At 52.5% G+C, this 644-nt stretch carries 1 protein-coding gene; it reads right to left on the bottom strand.

What is annotated here, in order from left to right; translation table 11 throughout:
* Positions 1–512: 512 nt before the first annotated feature.
* Positions 513–629, bottom strand: coding sequence for a DUF4113 domain-containing protein (locus L972_RS22120; protein ID WP_269428977.1), 117 nt, complete (start codon positions 627–629; stop codon positions 513–515).
* Positions 630–644: the final 15 nt, after the last annotated feature.

The following is a 644-nucleotide window of genomic DNA, read 5'->3' as shown; positions in this document are numbered from 1 at the left end:
GACGTGGTTGTGATGGTCTCCGGTGCTCTGGTACCGAGCGGCACCACTAACACCGCCTCCGCACACATACTCTGAGCTGAAATGGAGTCTTTTAAGTCCCAAGGTGGATTTAACATTCTTATCTAACTTCTAGCTACTCAGAACCTGCGACGCACCATATCGCGGGTTCTGTATTTCAAGGGGGGGGACGCATATATTATAAGTATGCGCTATCCTACCGTCTTGATCTCACTGCAAAAAGCATGGTTTCCCACCTTTCCCTCTTCTGCGAGGCTCTTTCATTTTACCTATGCTCCTGAAGCGCTCATACATCACAGCCAGTAGTACTTCATCAAATTTGAGCAACTAGTTCAGCACATATGCAATAGCAGATGAAGTGTAGTGGAGAGAGCTGTTGCCATGCTGGTCAAAGAAGGGCGATTACGTTTTGTTGGGCCGCGTAAGAGCGGACGTTGGGAGGTACTGGATCCTGACGCGTAAACCATCCAGCCCCGCAACTAACCGACTCAGGACTACCTCGCCACCGGCAGGTCTTCCCAGCGGGTGGTGTAGCAGGGGCTCCGGTGCTCTTGTCGCATCATCCACTCAGGCGACCCCGTGCCTTGGCTGGCAAAGCCTACGCGCCCCAATCCCTTGGCTTTGAT

This window comes from Aeromonas sp. ZOR0001 (genome assembly GCF_000801015.1).
Lineage (GTDB): Bacteria > Pseudomonadota > Gammaproteobacteria > Enterobacterales > Aeromonadaceae > Aeromonas > Aeromonas veronii.
The sequence above is the reverse complement of the archived record's forward strand: the minus strand, read 5'-3'. Positions and strand labels throughout refer to the sequence as shown.